16 protein-coding genes are annotated in these 20416 nt (G+C 67.6%); 14 read left to right on the forward strand and 2 right to left on the reverse strand.

Annotation, left to right across the window (positions count from 1 at the left end):
• Window positions 1–516: 516 nt before the first annotated feature.
• From NA11_RS40680 to NA11_RS40735, 12 genes are all read left to right on the forward strand, one after another.
• Window positions 517–2745 carry a SulP family inorganic anion transporter gene (locus NA11_RS40680; RefSeq protein ID WP_069167450.1) on the forward strand — a complete coding sequence of 743 codons (2229 nt, stop codon included), beginning with the start codon at window positions 517–519 and terminating at the stop codon, window positions 2743–2745.
• A 250-nt stretch (window positions 2746–2995) separates the two neighbouring features.
• Window positions 2996–5248, forward strand: a complete 2253-nt coding sequence (locus tag NA11_RS40685; RefSeq protein WP_069167451.1) for a SulP family inorganic anion transporter — start codon at window positions 2996–2998, stop codon at window positions 5246–5248.
• A 118-nt stretch (window positions 5249–5366) separates the two neighbouring features.
• Window positions 5367–5786 (forward strand): TIGR02611 family protein, encoded by a 420-nt coding sequence (locus NA11_RS40690; RefSeq protein WP_069167470.1) that lies wholly within the window; start codon window positions 5367–5369, stop codon window positions 5784–5786.
• Window positions 5783–6397 (forward strand): (2Fe-2S)-binding protein, encoded by a 615-nt coding sequence (locus tag NA11_RS40695; RefSeq protein WP_245746544.1) that lies wholly within the window; start codon window positions 5783–5785, stop codon window positions 6395–6397. The genes NA11_RS40690 and NA11_RS40695 overlap by 4 nt, the downstream gene beginning before the upstream one ends.
• Window positions 6398–6605: 208 nt before the next feature.
• Window positions 6606–8654, forward strand: coding sequence for a threonine--tRNA ligase (gene thrS, locus NA11_RS40700; protein ID WP_069167453.1), 2049 nt, complete (start codon window positions 6606–6608; stop codon window positions 8652–8654).
• Entirely contained in the window at window positions 8651–9232 is a 582-nt protein-coding gene (locus NA11_RS40705; protein ID WP_069167454.1) for an ATP adenylyltransferase, read from the forward strand. The genes thrS and NA11_RS40705 overlap by 4 nt, the downstream gene beginning before the upstream one ends.
• A gap of 43 nt (window positions 9233–9275) precedes the next feature.
• A complete protein-coding gene (pgsA, locus tag NA11_RS40710; RefSeq protein ID WP_069167455.1) occupies window positions 9276–9971 on the forward strand; it encodes a phosphatidylinositol phosphate synthase in 696 nt (231 codons plus the stop codon).
• 45 nt (window positions 9972–10016) lie between these two features.
• On the forward strand, window positions 10017–11039 hold the full coding sequence (locus NA11_RS40715) for a phosphatidylinositol mannoside acyltransferase (protein ID WP_069167456.1): 1023 nt from the start codon (window positions 10017–10019) through the stop codon (window positions 11037–11039).
• The gene (locus NA11_RS40720) at window positions 11036–12160 is read left to right on the forward strand and encodes a glycosyltransferase family 4 protein (RefSeq protein ID WP_069167457.1); all 1125 of its coding nucleotides are present in this window, start codon (window positions 11036–11038) and stop codon (window positions 12158–12160) included. Before NA11_RS40715 ends, NA11_RS40720 begins: the two co-directional genes overlap by 4 nt.
• Complete coding sequence (locus NA11_RS40725) at window positions 12160–13203, forward strand: NUDIX hydrolase (RefSeq protein WP_069167471.1); 1044 nt, start codon at window positions 12160–12162, stop codon at window positions 13201–13203. Before NA11_RS40720 ends, NA11_RS40725 begins: the two co-directional genes overlap by 1 nt.
• Window positions 13204–13744: 541 nt before the next feature.
• Window positions 13745–14665, forward strand: coding sequence for a pyridoxal 5'-phosphate synthase lyase subunit PdxS (gene pdxS, locus NA11_RS40730; protein WP_069167458.1), 921 nt, complete (start codon window positions 13745–13747; stop codon window positions 14663–14665).
• A gap of 584 nt (window positions 14666–15249) precedes the next feature.
• On the forward strand, window positions 15250–15744 hold the full coding sequence (locus tag NA11_RS40735; protein WP_069167459.1) for a WKL family lipoprotein: 495 nt from the start codon (window positions 15250–15252) through the stop codon (window positions 15742–15744).
• 263 nt (window positions 15745–16007) lie between these two features.
• On the opposite strand, the gene NA11_RS40740 is transcribed toward NA11_RS40735, so the two are convergent.
• The gene (locus NA11_RS40740) at window positions 16008–16613 is read right to left on the reverse strand and encodes a nucleoside/nucleotide kinase family protein (RefSeq protein ID WP_069167460.1); all 606 of its coding nucleotides are present in this window, start codon (window positions 16611–16613) and stop codon (window positions 16008–16010) included.
• A gap of 168 nt (window positions 16614–16781) precedes the next feature.
• On the opposite strand from NA11_RS40740, the gene NA11_RS40745 reads away from it, so the two are divergent.
• The gene (locus NA11_RS40745; protein ID WP_069167461.1) at window positions 16782–17600 is read left to right on the forward strand and encodes an acyl-CoA thioesterase; all 819 of its coding nucleotides are present in this window, start codon (window positions 16782–16784) and stop codon (window positions 17598–17600) included.
• 68 nt (window positions 17601–17668) lie between these two features.
• On the opposite strand, the gene NA11_RS40750 is transcribed toward NA11_RS40745, so the two are convergent.
• The gene (locus tag NA11_RS40750; RefSeq protein WP_218023477.1) at window positions 17669–19360 is read right to left on the reverse strand and encodes an APC family permease; all 1692 of its coding nucleotides are present in this window, start codon (window positions 19358–19360) and stop codon (window positions 17669–17671) included.
• 357 nt (window positions 19361–19717) lie between these two features.
• Between NA11_RS40750 and pdxT the strand changes: the two genes are divergently transcribed.
• Window positions 19718–20362, forward strand: coding sequence for a pyridoxal 5'-phosphate synthase glutaminase subunit PdxT (pdxT, locus tag NA11_RS40755; protein WP_069167473.1), 645 nt, complete (start codon window positions 19718–19720; stop codon window positions 20360–20362).
• Window positions 20363–20416: the final 54 nt, after the last annotated feature.

The raw sequence follows: 20416 nt of genomic DNA on the forward strand, positions 1-20416 counted from the left end.
TCACCCCCACCGGCTGCCTCACCCCGTGCAACCTGGGACCGTTGTACATCACCTACCCCGATGGCGAATGGCATTCGCGCGCAGGGGTAGAGCCGAGGCTCAACGGCCACAGCACGATCGTGCACCAGAAAAAAGTCTGAGAACCATGGAACCGATCGCGAGGTCGCAACGCCTCAATCAGCTCTAGCGTTTGCGCTGGTTCCACAGATCCTCCATGCGGTTCACAGAGTTTCTACGTCCTGTGAACCGCGTGCACGGTCTGTGAGACAGCGGCACCGATCGATGAGGTGTCCGCGGACTGGTCTAGTGACCTAGATCACAGTTCGGTGACATTCAGTGCGATTTCACCATAAACCTTTCCACGCACTTTGCGAAGTCTTTACTATTACGTCCGACCTTCGCGTCACTCGGGTCGCCGCTCTCGAGCGGCAACGCTTCGCCCGCCGCTCGCTTTCGATGCCAGTACATGTTCGACCGATGCACCGGACGACTCCGTCGATCCGGCGAAGGAGAAATATGTCCACCGACACCGATCCCGCACCACGGACGTCGCCGCGCCACCCGCTGATACCGCAACCCCTGGTCCGGATCGGCCGCCACGATCTGCCCGCCTCCGTGGTGGTTTTCCTTGTCGCACTGCCGCTTTCCCTCGGTGTCGCGGTCGCCTCCGGCGCGCCGGTCGCCGCCGGACTGATCGCCGCGGTGGTCGGCGGCGTGGTCGCTGGTCTGCTCGGCGGCTCGGCGGTGCAGGTCAGCGGGCCGACGGCGAGCCTTACTGTGATCATTGCGGAGAGCGTGGCCCACTTCGGCTGGGCGGCAACCTGTTTCATCACGGTCGGGGCCGGGCTGTTGCAGATCCTGTTCGGGCTCAGCCGAATCGCGCGCGGTGCATTGGCGATCGCCCCGGTGGTGGTGCACGGGCTGCTGGCCGGGATCGGTGTGATCATCGCGCTGCAGCAGGTGCATGTGCTGCTCGGCGGCACGTCGCTGAGCTCGTCGTTCGACAGCATCATCCAACTGCCGCATCAGCTGATGTCGGTGCATCGCGGCGATCTGTGCATCGGCCTGGTGGTGATCGTGTTGCTGATCGTCTGGAAGTACCTGCCGCGTCAGATCCGAATGGTGCCTGGGCCGTTGGTCGCCGTGGTTGTCGCGACGCTGCTGTCGCTGGCGCTGCCGACCCACGTCGAACGCCTGGTGCTGAACGGTTCGCTGCTCGATGCGATCGGCCTGCCCGCCATCCCGTCCGGCACCTGGACCGCGATCGCGCTGACGATGGTCACCATCGCGCTCATCGCCAGCGTCGAGACTCTGCTTTCGGCCGTCGCCGTCGACAAACTCCGGCCGGGTAGCACGACCAACCTGGACCGCGAATTGATCGGGCAGGGCTCGGCGAACGTGGTGTCGGGCCTGCTCGGCGGCCTGCCGATCGCGGCGGTGATCGTGCGCAGCATCACCAACGCGCACGCAGGCGCGCAGACCAGGGCCGCGACCGTGCTGCACGGCGTCTGGATCCTGCTGTTCGCGGTGGCCTTGGCCGGGCTGGTGCAGCAGATACCGAAGGCCGCGCTGGCCGGGTTGCTCATCTTGATCGGCGTGCAATTGGTGAAGCTGGCGCACATCCGGCTGGCGCGGCGCACCGGCAACCTCTACGTGTACGTCGCGACCGTGCTGAGCGTGGTGTTCCTGAACCTGTTGGCGGGCATGGTGATCGGGCTCGTGCTCGCGTTCGCGCTGTTGCTGTGGCGGGTGGTCAGGGTGACGATCGCGGCCGAGCCGAAGACGGGCGGTCGCTGGCAGGTCACCATCGACGGCACCTGCACGTTCCTCGCGTTGCCGAAGCTGACCGCGGAGCTGGCCAAGGTGCCCGACGGCGCCGACGTGACGGTGGAGATGACAGTCGACTTCCTCGACCATGCCGCATACGAACGGATCACCGAGTGGGCCGCGCAGCGCGAATCCAAGGGCGGCACAGTCGAATTCGTGGAGATCGGCAGTGCGCGGATGGCGACGGCGACGGCGGGACCGCCCGAGCGCGGGCAGTCGAGGAAGGTCATCGATCAGGCGATCAGCCCGTGGCGGCGCACCGGTATTCGCGAGGATCCCATCGCGGCAGGTATCGCGGCCTACCACCGCGGGCACGCGCACCTCATGCGCCCGCACCTGGCAGGCCTCCGGCATCGCCCCGACGCCGATTCGTTCTTCCTCACCTGCGCCGACGCTCGGATCGTGCCGAACGTCATCACCAACAGCGGCCCCGGTGACCTGTTCACGGTGCGCAACGTCGGCAACCTGGTTCCTACCGCGGGCAGCGATGTCTCGGTGGAGGCGGCCCTGATCTATGCGCTGGAGAAGCTGGACGTGCGCGCGGTGGTGGTCTGCGGTCATTCCGGCTGCGGCGCGATGGAGGCGCTGTACCGCGAGGTGCGGACCGGGCCGGGCCTCGGTGACTGGCTGGCCTACGCCAGGCCGAGTCTCGACCGTTTCCGCCTCGGGCATCCGGTCGCCGAGGCCGCCGCGCTGGCCGGGTTCGGCGAGGTGGACCAACTCGGCATGGTGAATGTGGCGCTGCAATTGGAGACGCTGCACGCGCACCCTGCGGTGCGTCAGGGGATCGAGGAACGCGGGGTGGCGGTGTCGGGGCTCTTCTTCGACATCGCCACCGCCAGGGTGATCGAGGTGACCGTGGACGGAATTGCTGAATTCGACGACGAGGGCCGCCGTGTTGCCGCCGAGCCGGTGTAATCCTCGCGACGGCCCAAGGGGCCTTGTGAGCCAGGCCATAGCACCTGAGCTCGGAGTTTACGAATAGTTAGCCCCATTCTCAGGCTTTGCTAAGTCTTTACCAATAGCCTGATTCGGATTTACATCCCGACCCGTTGGTGTGTCGGGAACTGCTTCACCGCGAGATGCCGGTTCGCGGTCGTGTGCCCTGCTGGACATTTGATCGTCAACCGACCTCGGCCATGAAGGCCGAGTTCGGCGAAGGAGAGTCATGGCTGTTACGAACGATTTGGCCCCACCGCTGGCAGCGCCTGCGCCGACGGATCCTGGTCACGATTCCGGATCGATGTCCGATCGTCTTCGTTCCATTCTGCGACACGATGTGCCCGCATCGATCGTCGTCTTCCTGGTCGCGCTGCCGCTGTCGCTCGGCATCGCCGTTGCCTCCGGCGCACCCGTCGCCGCAGGCCTCATCGCCGCCGTGATCGGCGGCATCGTGGCAGGCCTGATGGGCGGCTCCCTGCTTCAGGTCAGCGGTCCCGCCGCGGGTCTCACCGTAGTGGTGGCCGAGTCCATCAATCAATTCGGCTGGAAAGCCACCTGTTTCATCGTCGCCGCGGCCGGTGTGCTGCAGATCCTGTTCGGGCTGAGCAGGATTGCGCGTGCCGCGCTCGCCGTCGCGCCGGTGGTGGTGCACGCGATGCTCGCAGGCATCGGCATCACCATTGCGCTGCAACAGATTCACGTGCTGCTCGGCGGTTCGTCGCACAGCTCGGCGTGGAAGAACATCACCCAGCTGCCCGAACAACTGATGTCGCTGCACGGCGGCGACGCGTTCATCGGCGCCGTGGTGATCGCGATCATGCTCGGCTGGAAGTACGTGCCTGCCAAGCTCCGCGTTATCCCGGGGCCGCTGGTCGCGGTGTTCGCGGGCACCATGCTCGCGATGGTGTTGCCGACCGGCGCCGAACGAATCGTGTTGAACGGCTCGCTGTTCGACGCGATCGGCCTGCCCGAGGTGCCGAGCGGTGGCCTGTCCGCCGTGCTGCTCATGATCCTGACCATCGCGCTGATCGCCAGCGTGGAGAGCCTGCTGTCCGCCGTCGCGGTGGACAAGATGCACTCGGGCAAGCGCACCAACTTCGATCGTGAGCTCGTCGGCCAGGGCTCGGCCAACGTGCTGTCCGGTCTGCTCGGCGGCCTGCCGGTGACCGGCGTGATCGTGCGCAGCGCCACCAACGTGCAGGCGGGTGCGCGCAGCCGCGCGTCCGCGGTGCTGCACGGCGTGTGGATCCTGGTCTTCTCGGTGGCGTTGGCCGCTGTGGTGCAACAGATTCCGAAGGCGGCGCTGGCAGGCCTGCTGATCGTGATCGGCATCCAGCTGGTGAAGCTTGCGCACATCCGGCTGGCCAGGCGCACGGGCGATCTGCTCGTCTACGCCGTCACCATCCTCGGCGTGGTATTCCTGAACCTGTTGGAGGGCGTGCTGATCGGTCTGGCGCTTGCCTTCGGTCTGCTGCTGTGGCGGGTGGTGCGCGTCGCCATCAACGCCAGGCAGATCCCGGGTTCGCAGCGCTGGATGATCACCATCGACGGGTCGTGCACGTTCCTCGCGCTGCCGAAGCTGTCCACCGAGTTCGCCAAGGTGCCCTCGGACGCCGACGTCACCGTGGAGATGACCGTCGACTTCCTCGACCACGCCGCCTTCGAGGCCATCGAGGACTGGGTGCGGCAACAGGAAGCCAACGGCGGCAGCGTCGATTTCGTGGAGATCGGCAGCGCGCGGATGGCGCATGCGACCGCGGGCCCGCCGTCGCGCAGCTTCGGCCGCGCGGTGTGGACCGATATCCTCGGTCCGTGGCGTCGGGACGAGCACGCGGATCCGATCCAGGCCGGTGTGGCGGCCTACCACCGCAGCCACGCGCACGTCGTGCGGCCGCACCTGGACGGGCTGCGCGACAGCCAGGACCCGGATTCGTTCTTCCTCACCTGCGCCGACTCGCGCATCGTGCCGAACATGATCACCAACAGCGGGCCCGGCGATCTGTTCACCGTGCGCAATGTCGGCAATCTCGTTCCCGCCGTTGGTGATCCGTCGGTGGATGCCGCGCTGGTCTTCGCATTGGAGGAGCTGAACGTGCGGTCCATCGTGGTGTGCGGCCACTCGTCGTGTGGCGCCATGGGTGCGCTGCACTCCGGTGCGCACGCCGGACCGGAGATCGACAAGTGGCTCGCGCACGCCCGCCCGAGCCTGGACCGGGTCCGGCGCGGACATCCGGTCGCGGTGGCCGCGGCACGGGCCGGATTCGGCGAGGTCGACCAGCTGAGCATGGTGAACGTGGCGGTCCAGGTGGAGAACCTGCAGCGGCATCCCGCCGTGCGCAAGGCGGTCGCCGAGCGCGGCGTGACGGTGTCTGGCCTGTTCTTCGACATCGCCAGCGCCCGCGTCATCGAGGTGACCGAGGACGGACTTGCCCACATCGAGGACGACGCGGGGCAGCGCGTGCTGCCCGAGCTCGTCTGATCACGGAACTCCGCCGGCGAGCAGCTCGTTCTGATCGAAGAAGCACCGAACCCGCCCGACACGTCGGGCGGGTTCGTGCGCTGCGAGACGAACACGGCAAGCTCGTAGGCTGGGGGAGATGAGCGTGGAGCAGGAAACAAGATCGACAGGCTGGCGCGCCTTCCGTGCGCGCATCGCCGCGCGTCCTACGCTGAACCTCGCCTACCGGACCGGGGTCGCGGTGCTCGGCGTCGCGGTGCTGGCCGTCGGAATCCTGGCGATTCCCTACCCCGGACCCGGCTGGGCGATCGTGTTCGCCGGACTGGGCCTTCTTGCCTCCGAATTCGGTTGGGCGCGCAGGGCGCTCGGCTGGCTGCGCGACAAGTACCGGCAGGGTATGGCGTGGTATTCCGCACGGGGTGCCGCCATGCGGGTGTTCGCGGTGATCGCTACCTGTGCGCTGGTTGTCGCGACACTGTGGGTGTTGGGTACGTTCGGGATGGTCGGCAGCTGGATCGGAGTCGAGTGGCAATGGTTACGCAGTCCCCTGAAGTGGTGAACAGCGTCCCGGGTCGGACGTTGACGCAGCCGGACTGGCTGTCGGCGCGGATCGCCGAGATGGGTCACTCGTGGGGGACCACCTCGCCGCGCATCGCGGGGACGCTGTGGTGGTGCATGGTCGCCTCCGCGCTGGTCGAACAGATCGCGCGGGCCTACGCACAGGGCGAGCCCGCCGCCGAGCCGGTGCTCGACCGCTTCGACTGCGAGATCAGGCCCGACGGCGGGGTCGAGCGGATCCAGGTGCTTGCCGAGCCGGACGAAGGCACGGCGCCGGGGGCGGCACTGCGGGAAACTCTTGCGGCCGTGATCGGTCCGGTCGCCGAGGCGTCCGGCGCAGGCGTGCCTTCCCTCTGGGCGATCGTCGCCGACGCTGTCGGCAACCGCGCGCTCGATGCCGGTTCCGCCGACGCGGGCGCTCGGCTGGCGAGCGAGATCGGCGGCAAACTCCCCGTGCCGCGGTTCGTCGAGATCGGCGGGCGCACCTTCGTCAAACGCATCTCCTGCTGCCTGGTCTTCGAGGTCCCCGGCTGTGAGATGTGCACCAGCTGCCCGAAACGCCCCGCCGCCGAGCGCGAAGCGATGCTGGAGCGGCTCGCCACCGAGAGCTGATGGCCCACCCGCCCAACGCTGTTCGGGTTGCGCATCGAGTGATCTACCGGAGGATGGGACCCGCGACGCGCGCCTCGTGGCAGCCACGACCGGCGGAAGTCGCACCGAGGCAGGCCAGCTAGCATGGTCGCGCTGGGGCGATCGCCTGCCTCGACACCGATCGCGGGCCTTCGGCCCGCACCCGAGAAACTCCAAGGAGAGCACCGCCGTGACCACCTCAGCCCGCAAGAACCCGGCGACCGTCGTTGTGCCGGCCGGGACGACAGCGGGTGCCGCGGTGCGCGAAGCCGGATTGCCGACGAAGGGACCCGACACCATCGTCGTCGTGCGCGACGCCGATGGCCTCAAGGACCTGTCCTGGACCCCGGACACCGACGTCGAGGTGGAGGCGGTCGCCGCGGACACCGAGGACGGCCGCAGTGTCATCCGGCATTCTGCCGCCCACGTGCTCGCCCAGGCGGTGCAGCAGGAATTCCCCGAGGCCAAGCTCGGCATCGGCCCGCCGATCAAGGACGGCTTCTACTACGACTTCCAGGTCGACAAGCCGTTCACCCCGGAGGATCTGGCCAAGCTGGAATCCAGGATGAAGAAGATCGTCAAAGGCGCACAGCGGTTTTCGCGCCGCGTGGTCGAGGTCGAGGACGCCCGTGTCGAACTGGCCAAGGAGCCGTTCAAGCTGGAGCTGATCAGCGACAAGTCCGGCATCGACGACCCTGAGGTCATGGAGGTCGGCGGCAAAGAGCTGACCATCTACGACAACCTGGATCCGCGCACCGGCGAACGGCTCTGGGCCGACCTGTGTCGCGGCCCGCACATCCCGACCACCAAGTTCATTCCCGCGTTCAAGCTGACCCGCAGCTCGGCTGCCTACTGGCGCGGCGATCAGGACCGCGAGGATCTGCAGCGCATCTACGGCACCGCCTGGGAATCCCAGGAGGCGCTCGACGAGTACCTGCACCTGCTGGACGAGGCCGAGCGCCGCGACCACCGCAAGCTCGGCCTCGAACTCGACCTGTTCAGCTTCCCCGACGAGCTCGGTTCCGGCCTGCCGGTGTTCCACCCCAAGGGCGGCATCATCCGCAAGGAGATGGAGGAGTACTCGCGCCAGCGCCACGTAGCGGCGGGCTACGAGTTCGTCAACACCCCGCACGTCACCAAGGGGCATCTGTTCGAGGTCTCCGGCCACCTGGACTGGTACCGCGACGGCATGTTCCCGGCGATGCACCTGGACGCGGAGCTGAACGAGGACGGCACCGTCCGCAAGCCGGGCCAGGACTACTACGTCAAGCCGATGAACTGCCCGATGCACAACCTGATCTTCCGCGCCCGTGGCCGGTCGTACCGGGAACTGCCGCTGCGGATGTTCGAATTCGGCTCGGTGTACCGGTACGAGAAGTCCGGCGTGGTGCACGGCCTGACCCGGGTGCGCGGCATGACCCAGGACGACGCGCACATCTACTGCACCAAGGAGCAGATGCACGCCGAGCTGACCAGCACGCTGCAGTTCGTGCTCGGCTTGCTCAAGGACTACGGCCTCGACGACTTCTACCTCGAGCTGTCCACCAAGGACCCGAAGAAGTTCGTCGGCTCGGACGAGATCTGGGAAGAGGCGACCGAGACCCTGTCCAAGGTGGCCTCGGCCTCCGGACTGGAGCTGGTGCCCGATCCGGGCGGCGCCGCGTTCTACGGCCCGAAGATCTCCGTGCAGACCAAGGACGCGCTCGGGCGCACCTGGCAGATGTCGACCATCCAGCTCGACTTCAACCTGCCGGAGCGCTTCGACCTCGAATACACCGGGCCCGACGGCGTCAAGCAGCGGCCGGTGATGATCCACCGCGCGCTGTTCGGCTCCATCGAACGGTTCTTCGGCGTGCTCACCGAGCACTATGCGGGCGCCTTCCCCGCCTGGCTGGCGCCGGTGCAGGTCGTTGGCATCCCGGTCGCGGAAACCTTTGTGCCGCACCTGGATCGGGTGGTCGAGCTGCTGCAGGACGCCGGCGTGCGCGCGCAGGTGGACCGCAGCGACGACCGGATGCAGAAGAAGATCTTCAACAACACCGCGCAGAAGGTGCCGTTCATGCTGCTCGCCGGCGAGCGTGACGTCACGGCGGGCGCGGTGAGCTTCCGCTTCCGTGACGGCACTCAGGTGAACGGGGTGCCGGTCGCCGACGCGGTGGCGACGATTGTGGCATGGATCGCGAACCGCGAGAACGCTTCTCCGACCGCGGAGGGCTTTCAGATCAAGGGTGCGGAATGACTGAACGCACGGACGAGCTCGACTCGTTCAACGAGGCGCCCGAGGGCAGCATCGTGGACCGAGGCGCGGGCGAACCGGACCGGTTGCAGCGGCTGTGGACGCCGTACCGGATGTCCTACATCGCCGAGGCGGCGACCACCGATTCCACGTCGACCGGGCATCCGTTCACCGACATCCCGAAGATGTCCGACGAGGACGGCCTGGTCATCGCCCGTGGCGAGCTGGTGTACGCGGTGCTCAACCTGTACCCGTACAACCCGGGGCATCTGATGGTGGTGCCGTACCGCAAGGTGGCCAACCTGGAAGACCTGACCGTGGCCGAGGGCGCCGAGCTGATGGCCTTCACCCAGCAGGCCATCCGGGTGATGAAGCGGGTCTCGCGGCCGCACGGCTTCAACGTCGGGCTGAATCTCGGTGGCGTGGCGGGTGGTTCGCTCGCCGACCACCTGCATCAGCACGTCGTCCCGCGCTGGGGCGGTGACGCGAACTTCATCACCGTCGTCGGCGGTGCGAAGGTGATGCCGCAGCTGCTGCGTGAGACGCGGGCGCTGCTGGCGGCGGCCTGGAAAGAGGCGTGATGAGCGACGTGGTCCGCGCCGCCCAGCAGGAAGTCGACTAGCTGTGCTGAGCTTCTTCGGTCGTGACACGTTCGCGAAAGCGACTGCGCCGCTTGGCAAGGCACTGGTGAGCACCGGGCTGACCCCGGATGCGGTGACGATCATCGGCACCACCGCGTCGGTGGCCGCCGCGGTCACCATGTTCCCGACCGGACACCTGTTCTGGGGAACCATGGTGATCTGGTTGTTCGTCATGTTCGACATGCTCGACGGCGCGATGGCCAGGGCGCGCGGCGGCGGCACGAAGTACGGTGCCGTGCTCGACGCGACCTGCGACCGGGTGGCCGACGGCGCCATCTTCGGCGGGCTGGCCTGGTGGGCGGTGTACCACGAGAACCACAAGCCGTTGTTCGCCGCGACCCTGGTGGTTCTGGTGACCTCGCAGGTGATTTCGTACGCCAAGGCACGTGCGGAGGCCAGTGGGTTGTCCGCCGACGGCGGCATCATCGAGCGGCCGGATCGGCTGATCATCGTGTTGGTCGGCGCCGGGCTCACCGGCATCGGCGGATACTGGGGAATCGACTGGCTCAGCTACGCGGTGCACGTCGCCATGTGGATCCTCGCGGTGCTGAGCATCGTGACGGTGTTCCAGCGGGTGCTCGCGGTGCGCAGTTCGCCGGGCGCGCGGGCGGTGATCGCGCCGACGCGGCCCGAAAACCCCACGGCGGGAACGGCGAACGCGACGGAGCTGCCGACGTGAGACCGCCGTGTCGCGGCGGTTCGGCGCGAGAAACGGGGTAATGGCGTGAGTATCGGGGAGCGGGTCAGCGACGCCGGATATGCGGCGGGCTGGCGGTTGGTGCGGGCATTGCCCGAAACAACGGCGCGGCGGCTGTTCGACTGGGGTGCCGACCGTGCGGCACGCAAGGCCAACGCCGCGTTCCGGGCGGGCGGCGAGCCGAATCAGTTGCGGCGCAACCTCGCCCGGGTCCTCGGCGGGCCGCCCGCCGAGGTGCCGGACGAGCTGATCCAGGCGAGCATGCGCTCTTACGCGCGGTACTGGCGCGAGGCGTTCCGGCTGCCGTCGATGGACCATGTGGCATTGGGAAACTTGCCGATCGCGGGGACCGCGCACCTGGACGCCGGATTGGCTGCTGGGCGCGGCGCGATCCTGGTGCTGCCGCACTCCGGGAATTGGGACATGGCCGGCGTGTGGTTGGTGCAGACCCATGGTGGGCTCACCACGGTGGCGGAACGATTGAAGCCCGAGTCGCTGTTCCTGCGGTTCGTCGCCTACCGGGAGAGCCTCGGCTTCGAGATGTTGCCGCTGACCGGTGGTGCGCAGCCGCCGTTCGTCGTGCTGGCGAATCGGTTGCGGGAGAACAAGGTTATCTGCCTGATGGGGGAGCGCGACCTGACCGGTCGCGGGGTTCCGGTGACCTTCTTCGGCGAGCGCACCTGGCTGCCCGCGGGTGCCGCCAAGTTGGCCATCGAGACCGGTGCGGCGCTGCTGCCGGTGCATTGCTGGTTCACCGCGGACGGCGAGGAGGCGTGGGGGATGAAAATCGAGGCGCCGGTGGATGTTTCGAACGGCGTCGCGGCGGCAACCCAGATTTTGGCGGATCGTTTCGCCGCGAACATCGCCGCCCACCCGGCAGACTGGCACATGCTGCAGCCGATGTGGGAGGGCGACCTCTCGGAGGCACGGCTGGCCCGCATTGCCGAAGCACAGCGTGGGTTCGAGCACGGCGCTGTCAGTGCCGGTGAGGCGGACCGTGGCGCGAGCAGTGGTCCGAACACGGCGGCGAACTCGGAAGGCGCCCCATGAAGATCGGCATGGTCTGTCCCTACTCGTTCGACGTGCCGGGTGGCGTGCAGGCGCACGTGGTCGAGCTGGCGCGGGTGTTCATCGAACGCGGGCATCGAGTGAGCGTGCTCGCGCCCGCCTCGGAGGAAACGCCGCTGCCCGATTTCGTGGTGTCGGCCGGTCGCGCGGTCGCCATCCCGTACAACGGCTCGGTGGCGCGGCTGTCCTTCGGCCCGATGGCCTACACCAGGATTCGCCGCTGGATCGACGGCAACGATTTCGACGTGCTGCACATCCACGAGCCCAACGCGCCGAGCCTGTCGATGCTCGCGCTGAAGATCGCCGAGGGGCCGATCGTCGCCACCTTTCACACCTCGACCACGAAATCGTTGGTGCTCAGCACCTTTCAGGGTGTGCTCCGGCCGTACCACGAGAAGATCAGCGGCCGGATCGCGGTCTCCGAGCTGGCCAGGCGCTGGCAGGTGGAGGCGCTCGGCTCCGACGCGGTCGAAATCCCCAACGGCGTCGACGTGCCCGCGTTCGCGCGGGCGCCGATGCTGCCCGGCTATCCACGGGCAGGCGGCACCGTGCTGTTCCTCGGCCGCTACGACGAGCCGCGCAAGGGCATGGACGTGCTGCTCGGCGCGCTGCCCGAGCTGGCGCGCAGGCACCATGACCTGGAGATCCTGATCGTCGGGCGCGGTGACGAGGAGCGACTGCGCAGGGAGGCGGGCGCGAACGCCGGGCATCTGCGCTTCCTCGGCCAGGTGTCGGACGCGGAGAAGGCCTCGGCGATGCGCAGCGCGGATGTCTACGTCGCGCCCAACCTCGGCGGCGAAAGCTTCGGCATCATCCTCATCGAGGCGATGGCAGCCGGAACCGCCGTGGTGGCAAGCGAACTCGACGCGTTCCGCCGGGTGCTTCGTGACGGAACGGCGGGCGTGCTTGTGCCGGTGGGTGATTCGGCAGGCCTCGCGAGCGCCATCCACGACATGCTCACCGACGACCGCCGCCGGAACGCGTTGGTGCAGACCGCGACCCAGGTGGTCGGCGAATACGACTGGCCGGTGGTGGCCGAGCAGATCCTGCGGGTGTATGAGACGGTCACCGTCGGCGACACCAGGGTGCGGGCCGCCGGATGATCACCTTCTCCGCGACAACGGTTCTCGTCCTCGCGCTGATCGCCGCGGTCATCGTCGCGATCGGCCTCTGGGCCTACTCGACCGCGAACCGGCTCGACCGACTGCATGTGCGCTCCGACCAGTCCTGGCAGGCGCTCGACGCCGCGCTTGGGCGCAGGGCGGTGGTGGCCAGGTCGGTCGCGATGGCGATCGCGGACCCGGCATCCGACCCGGCGCTGGCCGGTCAGGCCGCCCAGCTGTCCCAGCTGGCGGCGCGGGCCGAACGCGCGGGCCGGGCCGACCGGGAAACCGCGGAAAACCAACTCTCCGGGGCACTCTCGACGATCGACATCACGCAGCTGCGTCCGCAGATGGTCGCCGAGCTCGCCGACGCGGAGGCTCGGGTGCTCATCGCCCGCCGCTTCCACAACGACGCGGTCCGCGACACCCTCGCGTTGCGCACCCGGCGGCCGGTGCGCATCCTGCACCTCGGCGGCACCGCGCCGCTGCCCACCTACTTCGAGATCACCGAGCGGGCCACGCCCGCCGCCTCGACCGGGCTTTCGGTCGACACCATCCGCACCACCGCGCGCATAGTGCTGTTCGACGAACACGACCGCACCCTGCTGATGCGCGGCAACGACCCCAAGACGCCCGATGTCTCATTCTGGTTCACCGTCGGCGGCGGCGTCGAGCCGGGGGAGACCCTGCGCACTGCCGCGGTGCGTGAGCTGTACGAGGAGACCGGCCACCAGGCCGATCCGGAGAGCCTGCGCGGTCCGATTTGGCGGCGGGTCGCGGTGTTCCCGTTCGACGGCGAGCTGATCCGTTCCGAAGAGCTGTTCTTCGCCCTGCGGGTGCGCGGCTACGAACCGCAGGCGACCAATCTGACGGCGATCGAACGCCGCTCGATCACCGGTCACCAGTGGTGCACCACCGAAGACATTGTGCGACTGGACAGTTCAGGAGAAGTCGTCTACCCGTACAACCTCGACGAACTGCTCCCCGAAGCCGCGGCAGCCGCCTCGGGCATCGCCCATCCGGAAGTCCGCTCGATTCGCTGACCGACCAGGTCTGATCGGCTCGGCTGGCATGTGATCTGTTTCACGATCGTGCTACCGTCGCGACTGGATCGCCGCGGCCTGGGTAGTGCTTAACGCAAGGCACTCGGAACTCGGTGTCGCGGTCCCTGCCGAACGGGGTGGGGAGTTAATGCTCGGTGTGCGGAGGTACGTAGTTACATGTCCTACCTGTTGTTCGATTTCCTGTTGCCGCTGCTCGGCCCCACCGCCGCCGAATATTGGGCAAGCCTGCTGGTTATCGGCCCGCTCTGAGTCGCGCCCGGAGTTTGCGGGGCCGCGCACACGTCCCATCGCCTGTCGAAAACAGGTCCTGGTGACGAAACCGCCTCGCAGACCAGTACATCCGGTTCCGTAGCCACTCGCGCCAGCAGCCGCCCCGGCGGCGACCGGTCCAGTGAGCTGCACCGACGGACAGAGCCCCAGGTAGTGGGCAAGGCCAGTCATCTTCGACTGGCTATCAAGTGGCCTGCACGGCGCGCTTAGAATTAGGTCGATTCATTCCCTTGCGACCCGATTGGCGCACATGACCCAGGAGTTTGCCGTGACGACGCCCGAGACCAGCCAGACCATCGGCACCGCCCGCGTGAAGCGCGGCATGGCCGAGATGCTCAAGGGCGGGGTGATCATGGATGTCGTCACCCCCGACCAGGCCAAGATCGCCGAAGACGCGGGCGCGGTCGCGGTGATGGCGCTCGAGCGGGTGCCCGCCGACATCCGCGCGCAGGGCGGTGTGTCGCGGATGAGCGACCCCGACATGATCGACGGCATCATCGCCGCCGTCTCCATCCCGGTCATGGCCAAGGCCCGCATCGGCCACTTCGTGGAGGCCCAGATCCTGCAGAGCCTCGGCGTCGACTACATCGACGAGTCCGAGGTGCTGACCCCCGCCGACTACACCAACCACATCGAGAAGTGGAACTTCACGGTGCCGTTCGTGTGTGGCGCCACCAACCTGGGTGAGGCGCTGCGCCGAATCACCGAGGGCGCGGCCATGATTCGCTCGAAGGGCGAGGCGGGCACCGGCGACGTGTCCAACGCGACCACGCACATGCGCAAGATCCGCCAGGAGATCCGCAAGCTGAGCTCGCTGCCCGCCGACGAGCTGTTCGTCGCCGCCAAGGAACTGCAGGCGCCGTACGAGCTGGTCCGCGAGGTCGCCGAGACCGGCAAGCTGCCCGTCGTGCTGTTCACCGCGGGCGGTATCGCCACCCCCGCCGACGCGGCGATGATGATGCAGCTCGGCGCCGAGGGCGTGTTCGTCGGCTCCGGCATCTTCAAGTCCGGCAACCCGGCCGAGCGTGCCGCCGCCATCGTCAAGGCGACCACCTTCCACGACGACCCGGATGTGCTCGCGAAGGTGTCGCGTGGACTCGGTGAAGCGATGGTCGGCATCAACGTCGAGGAGCTGCCGGTCGATCACCGGCTGGCCGAGCGCGGTTGGTGATTGCCCCCCGGGCCTGCGAGCTGTTCGAGGGGTCGGCTCGAGAGCTGTTCGACGGCTCGCGGTAATACGTTTGAACGGGCAGGGATTCCATGGAATCCCTGCCCGTTTGCCGTGCACTAGTCACGGATGTAGTAGTGGCCGAGGGTGTCGTCGTAGCGGCCGTTCGGGCGGCAGCAGCGGCGGAAACCGGCGCCCGGAACCGCACGGGCACGGGTCTTTGCCGCCGAGTTTCTCGATCAACTCGGTGTCGACGCCGACCGTGCGCTGGCCGCGTTTGACGCGAGCTTCGCTACGGGAACCCCCTGCGCCGCTTACTGGTCCGCTCGAAACGGCACCTCGAACTCTTCGCGTTTCATGATGTCCTCCTGTGTTCGCCCGGATGGGACGAGCCGAAAGTAGCAGGCGCATCGCGGCGGCGGCACGCGATTTTCGTCCGACTCTATGTCGAGCCACACCGTGGTCTTATCGTTCTCACAATTGCGTTGACTACCTTCGCGATTCGATGCCTGCCGAGCCCCGCGTAGTCGATTCGCGCCGCATCGGTAGCCGAGTGACGTGTACAGCCGAACGCAAAGGACCAGCAGTTGAAGCTTCGTAAATCAGGACGTATCGCGATCGCGGGCTTGGCCGTCGTCGCCGCACTCGGCCTGACGGCCTGTGGCAGCGATGACAAGAAGGATCCGCCCAAGCCGTCCCGTACCACGACCAGCACGACCGCGAATCCGAACCTGCCGCCGGTGCCGACCGTCGATCAGCTGAACGACCTGCTGCAGCGCGCACTCGACCCCGCGGTCCCGAGTACGGAGAAGCTGGAACTGGTGCAGGGCATGCAAGCCGACCCGGATCTGCCCAACCGCCTCGCCGAGGCCTACCGGCAGGCGAACGCCCAAGCCAAGGTGGTCGGCGTGAGCAACTTCGGCGACACCGTGAGCGCCCAGGTGAAGATCACCCTCAACGGCCAGGAAAACGACGCCGTCGTGCCGTTCGTCGCCGACGCGGGCAAATGGAAGGTGCAGAAGGAGTGGGTCTGCCAGACCATCACCGCCTTCGGCCTGACCTCCGCGGCCTGCCCGACCTAGTCGGGCCACCCACTGTCGCGCACGGATCCGCCAATCCGTGCGCGACAGTGGCGTGTCGGTAGCCGACGCGTCGGCTAGCTCGACGAGTGGCACATGGCTGTGGCAAACGTCGAGAAGAGGTCTCCGTGGTGTGCCACTCGTTGCTTTGCGTGGGGGAGGGGTGATGGATGCATTTGGATACTTGGATATGCGCATCTAACTATGGAGACTGCGTCAAGGGGGGTGGGGTGAGGTTGCGTTAGAAGAAAGCACGGAGGGGAGGGTTAGTCGGGGAGGTGGAGTGCGGGGCGGTCTGGGTGGTCCCAGCGGGCGGAAAAGGTTGGGGTGGTGGGGGATTGGGGGTGGAGGAGGGCGGGGAGGGTCCAGTGGTCGGTGGGTGGGGTGGTGCGGCGTAGGGCGGGTTCGGACATGTCGAGGCGCAGGGTCAGGTCGAAGGGGAGTGCGTGCTCTAGGAGCATGGGACCCGCGACGAACAGCACCGTGTTCGGGAGGGCGGTGCGGATGGCGGCGCGGGCCGAGCGATCGGTGGCTTCGTTCCAGAGGGCAGGCAGCCAGCGGCCCTCGGTGTGCAGTGCGTCGATGACCTCGCGATTCAACGCTTCGTAGTCGAACCACGAAGTGCGGTAGGAGATTTCGTCGGCTCCGAACTCCATGCGCAGTGAGGCTGGGCGGACGTAGTCGTGGAGGGAAACCACCTCCGCGGGTCGCCCGGTGTCGCGCACCGCGTCGGCGATCCGGCGCGCGAAGTCGGTGGGCCGTGCGGCATCGGCGCCGTCGATGCCGATCACCCGATAGCCAGGCAGCGGACGGATGCGCTCGATGAGGCGCTCGACGAGAGCATCCTGGGTGATCGGAACGAACTGTGGCACCAGACCATCACAGCAAACCGGCACGAATCCTCCACGGCCCGGGTGTATCGGATAGCCGCGATCTCGATGGCGGACGGTGCCGAGCAGGCGGGAGTCGCAGCTCACATTGGCGGCTGCCAGTCGCTAGCCGGGGCGGTGCTTGCCCGCCGGTCGGGTTAACCTCAGGCCATGGCGACAATCGAAGAGGCGCTGGAGATAGAGCGTCTCGAGCGCGACATCTTCCGTGGGGCGTCCACGAAGACTCAGCTTCCGCGCACGTTCGGCGGGCAGGTTGCCGGCCAGGCACTGGTGGCGGCGGTACGCACGGTGGAACCGCGGTACCAGGTGCATTCGCTGCACGGATATTTCCTGCGGCCCGGCAATCCGGATCAGCCGACGGTGTACCTGGTGGATCGGATCCGCGACGGCCGTTCCTTCTGTACCCGGCGGGTGACCGGCGTGCAGGACGGTGCCGCGATATTCACCATGTCGGCGTCGTTCCACACCGGCGATCAAGGGCCGGAGCATCAGGATGTGATGCCGCCCGTGCAGACGCCGGACGAGCTGCCCGACGCGAGCGTAACCATGAGCCCGGAACGGCTGTGGGCGATGCGGGAGTGGGAGCACTGGGACATCCGCACCGTGCCGACGGACCAGGTGGCCCGCCGTGACGGCGTCGTCTCGCAGCAGCAGGTGTGGTTCCGCTATCGGCATCCGCTGCCCGACGACCCGCTGTTCCACGTCTGCACGCTGGCGTACATGAGCGATATGACGCTGCTCGGTTCGTCGAAGGTGACCCACCCGGACGAGAAGACGCAGAACGCCTCGCTCGACCATGCGATGTGGTTCTTGCGTCCGTTCCGCGCCGACGACTGGCTGCTCTATGACCAGTCGTCGCCCTCGGCAGGTTTCGGCCGCGCGCTGACCGGCGGCAAGATTTTCAGCCGCTCCGGCGAACTGGTGGCCGCGGTGGTCCAAGAGGGACTCATCCGCACTTTGCGCGACTGAGTTGTCGACCGCGATGGTGTGGGTGTGGCCGACCCACACCACCGCGGCCGCCTGAATTCGATCAGGCTCTATCCCACCTGGACGCGCAGGTGGCAGACCACCGTGTCGGTCATGCGACGCAACACGCGTTCGAGTTCGTCGCTGCGGTGGCTCGGCAGGACGCGGTTCCAGCCGACGGGCGGGTCGACCTCGGCGATGACGACCACCTTGCGGCGGCCCTCGAAGTTGTCGCGCACGTAGCGCGCCACCGGCCCGCCGACCGTCGCGTCGCTGTCTTCGAGCAGCACCAGCCTGACTTCGGGATGCCACGCCTCCCACGCCTTGGTGAACGCCTTGATCGATTCACCCGGCAGGCACACATGGACTGCGACAACGTCTTTGCCGATCGACAGCGCCGCGGACAGTGCCTCGCAGCTCAGGTCGGAGACCTCCGAGACCGGCACCACGATGACGGCGTCACGCGGCCGGGGCGGCGGCGGGACTTCGTCGGAGCGACGGTAGGCGCCGATCCTGGTGTAGGTGTCGCGAATTCGTTCCATGCCGACGACGAGCGCGGGCAGGATCAACACGATCAACCACGCGCCTTCGGTGAATTTCATTGCGGTGGTGACGATCGCGGCGACGAAGGTGAGCAGCGCGCCGAATCCGTTGAGCGCCATCCGCCACTGCCAGCCCCCGGTCCGCGCCAGCAGCCAATGCCGCACCATGCCGACCTGCGCGATGGTGAATCCGACGAACACTCCGATCGCGAAAAGCGGGACCAGCGCGTTCATGTTGCCTTCGGCGGCGATCACCAGCACGCCGGCCGCGGCACCCAGCGTCAGCACGCCGTAGCGATAAACCTGCCTGGGTGAGCGCACCGCGAACCGATGCGGCAGGCAGTTGTCGTCGGCGAGGATCTTGGTGAGCGTCGGCAGTCCGCCGTAGGAGGTGTTCGCGGCCAATGCCAGCAGCACGACCGTCGCGAATTGCACGACGTAGTAACCGATTCCGTGTCCGAGGGCGGCCTCGGTCAGTTGCGAGAGCACCGTGGTGCCGTCGATCGGATGCACCTCGAACTTCTCGATCAGCAGCGCGAGCCCGATCAGCATGATGCCGAGCAGGGCGCCGAGCGCGACCTCGGCGCGTTGCGCGCGAACCACTTTCGGCGCCTCGAAGCTCGGCACCGCGTTGGCGATCGCCTCGACGCCGGTCAACGCGGCGCAGCCGCTGGAGAATGCCTTGAGCAGCAACAGCACTCCGACGGTGTGCATATCGAGCACGGTCGCGGTGCCGGTGCTGACGCTCGCAGGCTCGGATCGCAGCAGCCCGGCCACGATGACGGTGAGGATGCCGACGACGAAGATGACGGTCGGCACCATGAAGGCGCGTGCGCTCTCGGTGATGCCGAGCAGGTTCAGCGCGGTGATGCCGATGAGCACCGCGACGCAGATCCATACCGTGTACGGGAGCAGCGCGGGAAACGCGGAGGTGAGTGCGGCGACGCCTGCGGCGATCGACACCGCGACGTTCAGGACGTAGTCGATGATCAGCGAGGCGGCCGCGGTCAGGCTGGTCCGATGCCCGAGATGTGCCTTGGCGACCGCGTACGCGCCGCCGCCGTTCGGGAACGCCGCGATCACCTGCCGATAGGACGCGACGAGCACGGCGAGCAGCGCGGCGATCGCCAGCGTCACCGGCAGGGTCAGCCCGAGTCCCGCGCCGCCGGCGGCGGCCAGCACCAGCACAATCGCTTCGGGGCCATAGGAAACCGACGCCATCGCGTCGAGGGAAAGTCCCGCCAATCCGGTCGGAACGGTGAGCCCACGGCGGACGGGGGCGCCCTTCGCATCCCCACCCGGTGCGGGCACCTTGCGCGGCAACACAGCAATCACCTTGTGAGTGTCGACCTGTTCACACTTGTCCGACCCCGCCGTTGACGGAACCCTGACGGCGACCGTGATCAGCCCCACACCGCGGCCGCGTCTGCCCGGGTCGCCCACCGGTCGCGGCCAGTCGGAGCCGCCCGGTTGCGGTCGGTGAACCCGCGCAGGAGCCAACGACGCGAGCTGTTCCAGCGCGGCGGCATCGGCGGCTCGGGTCAGCTCGACACCACGGCGACTCGTAAACTTTCCGACGTGAATGTTTCTCCGGTCGCCGCACCCATCGCTGCGCAGGCCCCGTCGCGGCCTACCGTCGGAGTGCTGGCTTTGCAAGGTGATGTGAGCGAGCATGTCGCGGCGCTGGAGCACTGCGGCGCCGAGCCGGTGCTGGTGCGTCGCGCGTCCGAGCTGGCCGCCGTCGACGCACTGGTGTTGCCCGGCGGTGAGTCGACCGCGATCAGCAAGCTGCTGGAAGTCTTCGACCTGCTCGAGCCGCTGCGGGCCCGACTGCGCGAGGGCATGCCAGCCTTCGGTTCCTGTGCGGGCATGATCCTGCTCGCCAGCGAGGTGCTCGACACCAGGCCCGATGCACAGCATTTGTTCGGCATCGATATGACGGTGCGCCGCAACGCTTTCGGTCGTCAAGTCGATTCCTTCGAGGTCGATCTCGCCTTCCATGGCCTCGACGACGGCCCGATGCGCGCGGTGTTCATCCGCGCGCCATGGGTGGAGCGGGCAGGCGCTGACGTCGAAGTGCTGGCCACGGTGCCGGACGGCCCGTTCGCCGGACGCATCGTCGCGGTGCGGCAAGGCAACGTGGTGGCGACCGCGTTCCACCCCGAGGTGACCGGCGATCTGCGGGTGCACGAGATGTTCGTCGACCTGGTCCGAGCCGCGTAGATCACGGGCGTGCAATGCCGCTATGACCGGCCGAGTAGGCTTGGGAAGTTGTCC

This window comes from Nocardia altamirensis NBRC 108246 (assembly GCF_001612685.1).
Classification (GTDB): Bacteria; Actinomycetota; Actinomycetes; order Mycobacteriales; family Mycobacteriaceae; genus Nocardia; species Nocardia altamirensis.

Bases quoted from the DNA above. Each gene is read 5' to 3' on its own strand.
- NA11_RS40745 (WP_069167461.1), top strand. From the start codon at position 16,782: ATGGCGACAATCGAAGAGGCGCTGGAGATAGAGCGTCTCGAGCGCGAC.
- NA11_RS40705 (WP_069167454.1), top strand. From the start codon at position 8,651: ATGACTGAACGCACGGACGAGCTCGACTCGTTCAACGAGGCGCCCGAG.
- NA11_RS40690 (WP_069167470.1), top strand. From the start codon at position 5,367: ATGAGCGTGGAGCAGGAAACAAGATCGACAGGCTGGCGCGCCTTCCGT.
- NA11_RS40720 (WP_069167457.1), top strand. From the start codon at position 11,036: ATGAAGATCGGCATGGTCTGTCCCTACTCGTTCGACGTGCCGGGTGGC.
- NA11_RS40750 (WP_218023477.1), bottom strand. From the start codon at position 19,360: ATGGCGTCGGTTTCCTATGGCCCCGAAGCGATTGTGCTGGTGCTGGCC.
- pdxS (WP_069167458.1), top strand. From the start codon at position 13,745: ATGACCCAGGAGTTTGCCGTGACGACGCCCGAGACCAGCCAGACCATC.
- NA11_RS40685 (WP_069167451.1), top strand. From the start codon at position 2,996: ATGGCTGTTACGAACGATTTGGCCCCACCGCTGGCAGCGCCTGCGCCG.
- NA11_RS40680 (WP_069167450.1), top strand. From the start codon at position 517: ATGTCCACCGACACCGATCCCGCACCACGGACGTCGCCGCGCCACCCG.